Origin of the sequence: Rhizobium favelukesii, assembly GCF_000577275.2 — a bacterium.
Taxonomy (GTDB): Bacteria; Pseudomonadota; Alphaproteobacteria; order Rhizobiales; family Rhizobiaceae; genus Rhizobium; species Rhizobium favelukesii.
Genome location: NZ_CBYB010000053.1, coordinates 1 through 4,233 on the forward strand (window position 1 = coordinate 1; position 4,233 = coordinate 4,233).

Genomic DNA, 4,233 nt, shown 5'->3' on the forward strand with positions numbered 1-4,233 from the left:
CCGTGGAACTTCGAGTCGAGCGTGGTCGGCTAACCGCTTACGAACGATCTCAAAGCTCCCGCTTTTGAAGCCACAAGCAGAAGGCTCAGTTTGTCGCAGAAAGCTATGAGCCAAGAGTGATGGTTTCCGCGGTCGCACGACTTATGGCCTGACGTCCCAACAGTGTTCACTTGTCGTCGACTTGCCCGTAAAACGCTTGATACGCTGCCGGAGCTCGACAAACTCTCTGCACCGCTCTGCCTCACGCTCTCTTTTGTGCGTAAAACCTCCACTATCGAGTAAGCGCGATCAATCACTCCGTATCCATCCAATGAGGACGGATGTATGTGAGTGGCGGCGAGCGCGGAGCTTCTCATTGATATCCAGCTGATTGGACTGCGGCCCTTTTGGCAACTCAGCGTGTAGTGAGTCTAGTCGGCCGGTGTCCGACAATGTCGGACATGCGACACAGCCGGTTCGATCGATTTTTATTGTTTCAAAAGGATTTTTTTTGGCACGCATATTGCGGCAGTCCTTCGCAGAAGTGTCACGAACTCGCGCGGAGATATCGAATGTCAGCTAAGCTTACTAGTCAGATTCCTGCGTCTGGTCATCCTCCGGAGGGATGTACCACAGGCAGCAGAACTAAGTGGCCGTCCTCGCTAAGGAATATTCGGGGCAAGCTTTCGCAGGGACCGTTGCGAAGGTTGTCTTCGCATGATTGTCAACTCCACGTTCGCTCAAATCCGATGACTTCCTGGATGTCCGCAAAATGGCGCGCAGTCAGGGCACTTACGCGTACTCGTGCATTTTTCCTGAGCATGGTCGCGTTCAACGCTCTGATGACCTGGGAAGCGGCGGCCGTCGACGCTCCGCGAAGCGAATCAGGGATCGAAAATTTTGTGCTGAGCAACGGCATGGAGGTCGTCGTCATACCCGATCATCGGGCGCCGACAGTCACGCAAATGGTCTGGTACAAGGTCGGCAATGCCGATGAGGTACCCGGCAAGTCCGGCATCGCTCATTTCTTGGAGCATCTGATGTTTAAGGGCACGAACGAGCACCCGGCCGGCGAGTTTAGCGCGAAGGTCGCTGAGCTCGGCGGCCACGAGAACGCTTTCACTTCGTCCGACTACACTGCCTATTTCCAGACGGTAACGCCGGGCTCACTCTTGACGATGATGGAATTTGAAGCTGACCGCATGCGCCATCTCATACTCTCAGACGCGGTGATCGTGCCGGAGCGCGATGTTATTCTCGAGGAGCGGCGCTCGAGGATCGAAGAAAGTCCCGAGGCGCTTCTCGACGAAGAGATGCAGGCGACGCTCTATCAGAACCATCCGTATCGTATCCCTGTGATTGGCTGGATGCACGAAATGGAAAGGCTCAATGGCGGGGACGCCATGGCATTCTACGATCGATACTACGCCCCAAACAACGCCATACTGGTAATAGCCGGCGACGTGGACGTCGCCAGTGTGGGCAAGATGGCGATGGAGACATACGGGCGGATACCGCGCGGCCGGGAACTGGCGCCTCGAGTTCGGCCACAGGAGCCGGAGCAGAACACCAAACGAACAGTCGTGCTCACCGACCCGCGCGTGACCATACCGAGCTTTCAGAAGTCCTGGGTGGTGCCTTCCTACAGAACGGGTGAGCCAGGCGAAGGCGAATCTCTGGATCTTCTTTCGGAGATACTTGGAGGAACGCTCAGCCGCTTCTATCAGGAACTAGTGATGAAACGGGCAATTGCCTCTTCTGCCAGCGCATCTTTTGGAGGAAGATCACTCGATGCGACGAGCTTCACAGTTTATGGCTCGCCGCTGAGCGAGGCGAAAATCGATGACTTGCAAGACGCAATAGACGCTGAGATTCGGAAAATCATCGAGGCCGGCGTTACGGAGGTCGAGCTCGAGAAGGCCAAAAACCGCCTTGTGCGCTCGACGATCTTCGCACGCGACAGCCAGGTGGAAATGGCCCGGATCTTCGGGGAGGCACTCGCCACCGGCAGCACAGCTGCGGATGTACAGAAATGGCCGGAGAAGATCCGCGCGGTAACCACTGCCGAGGTGCAGGCGGTTGCCAAGAAATATCTCAATCCGGATCGATCAGTGGCGGGATATCTGCTGCCGCGCGAAAGCCCATCCACAAAATCAGGAGATAGGAGATGACGATGGTAAATCACTTGAGATGCGCGGCGGCCAATTATATTCAAGTCTTACTTGTACTGCTGACCTTCGCCTCGGCGATGCCGGCTCAGGCGGCCATCACCGTCCAGGAGATCAATACATCTAGCGAGGTCAAAGCTTGGCTGGTGGAGGATTATACCCAGCCACTCATCACTATCAGTTTTGCGTTCCGCGGAGGCAGCACGCAGGATCCTTCTGCCAAGGAAGGCGCCGTCAGGCTCATGAGCGCATTGTTGGACGAAGGCGCCGGCGAGCTGGACAGCGACGCCTTTCAGGAGCAGCTGGATGATGCCGGCGCCGAGGTGCATTTCGATGTCGGGCCGGATGCGGTGTACGGATCTCTGCGTGTACTTGCCGACAGTAAGGATAATGCATTTGCTCTTTTAAAGCGGGCCATCGAGCAGCCGCGCTTCGACCAAGCGGCCGTGGATCGCATTCGCGCGCAGCTTACATCCAATATCATTGCAGAAGCCAAGGATCCGTCAACCGCCGCAACGATTGCATGGAGGAAGGCGATTTATGGCGATCATCCGTATTCCCGGCGGGAAGAAGGTACTGAGCAGTCGCTTGCGGCTGTCACGGCCTCCGATCTAAAGGCGCTTCATACTCATCTTTTTGCGCGTGGCAACCTTACGATCGCCGTGGCGGGAGCGATCGACGCCGAAGCGCTCAAGCGCGACCTGGATCAAACATTCGGCTCTTTGCCTTCCGACGCTCTTCTGATGGAAGTCGCGGACGCGGCGCCGAAGCTAGGGCAGGAAATTCGGATTCCCTATGCCTTACCTCAGGATCGGATGCACTTGGCTTATCCCGGGATCAACCGCAAAGACCCGCAGTTCTTCGCAGCCTTTTTGATGAACCACATCCTTGGTGGAGGTTCGTTTACGTCGAGGCTCTGGAACGAGGTGCGCGAAAAGCGAGGACTTGCTTACGGCATCGAATCTAGCCTCGTGAACAATGAACACGCCTCGGCACTCATCATTGAAACGTCAACCCGGCCTAACCGCGCAGCAGAGGCGCTTTCCCTCATTCGCACGGAGGTGAGGCGGATAGCCGAGGAAGGCGTTAGCGAAGAGGAGCTCGAAGCGGCGAAGAAAAATATCATCGGCGGGTATGCTATCAATGCTCTGAACTCATCCAGCGCGATCGCCGATACTCTGGTCGCAAACCAGTTGGATGGTATGGGCATCGACTATATCGAGCGGCGGAAACAGCTCATCCAAGTGGTAACCGTGGAGGACGTCAGGTCGGCCGCCAGCTACCTTCTCTCTGCCGATCCTGCCGTGATGATCGTCGGACCGCCGATAGATGAACGGAAAGGATGAAGGTTCGCATCGAGAGTCCGTCCGTTCGGCGGCAGAACATGGTGCTAACAGTCAGCCATCGGATCGCTTAGATCCGCAATGACATTTGATCGAGGGACAAGAAATGGCAAACATCAATTTCCGACCACTGCATGACCGCATTGCCGTCCGCCGCGTCGAGTCTGACGAAAAGACCAAGGGCGGCATCATCATTCCCGACACCGCCAAGGAAAAGCCGCAGGAAGGCGAAATCGTCGCCGTCGGTTCCGGCGCTCGTGACGAGTCCGGCAAGGTCGTCGCTCTCGACGTCAAGGCTGGCGACCGCGTCCTGTTCGGCAAGTGGTCCGGCACTGAAGTCAAGATCAACGGCGAAGACCTTCTGATCATGAAGGAAGCCGACATCATGGGCATCATCGGCTGATCCAGCCGGTTCCCTTTCCGATTTTAGCCACGGGCCCTAAAGCCCGGACAACTCGAATTCAGGAGTTTCAATCATGGCAGCTAAAGAACTCAAGTTTGGCCGCACCGCGCGCGAAAAGATGCTCAAGGGCGTCGACATTCTCGCTGACGCAGTGAAGGTAACGCTCGGCCCGAAGGGTCGTAACGTCATCCTCGACAAGTCCTTCGGCGCTCCGCGCATCACCAAGGACGGCGTTTCGGTCGCCAAGGAAATCGAACTGGAAGACAAGTTCGAAAACATGGGCGCCCAGATGGTCCGCGAAGTCGCGTCGAAGACTAGCGACGTTGCCGGTGACGGCACC

General features: G+C 56.7%; 4 protein-coding genes. All 4 read left to right on the forward strand.

Annotated features, from left to right (window positions below):
- Positions 1-800: 800 nt before the first annotated feature.
- The gene (locus LPU83_RS38055) at positions 801-2,150 is read left to right on the forward strand and encodes a M16 family metallopeptidase (RefSeq protein WP_024319199.1); all 1,350 of its coding nucleotides are present in this window, start codon (positions 801-803) and stop codon (positions 2,148-2,150) included.
- Positions 2,147-3,493, forward strand: a complete 1,347-nt coding sequence (locus LPU83_RS38060) for a M16 family metallopeptidase (protein WP_024319198.1) — start codon at positions 2,147-2,149, stop codon at positions 3,491-3,493. Before LPU83_RS38055 ends, LPU83_RS38060 begins: the two co-directional genes overlap by 4 nt.
- A gap of 103 nt (positions 3,494-3,596) precedes the next feature.
- The gene (gene groES / locus LPU83_RS38065) at positions 3,597-3,893 is read left to right on the forward strand and encodes a co-chaperone GroES (protein WP_157997320.1); all 297 of its coding nucleotides are present in this window, start codon (positions 3,597-3,599) and stop codon (positions 3,891-3,893) included.
- A gap of 73 nt (positions 3,894-3,966) precedes the next feature.
- A partial coding sequence (locus LPU83_RS38070) for a TCP-1/cpn60 chaperonin family protein (protein WP_280178242.1) occupies positions 3,967-4,233 on the forward strand: 267 nt, incomplete at its 3' end.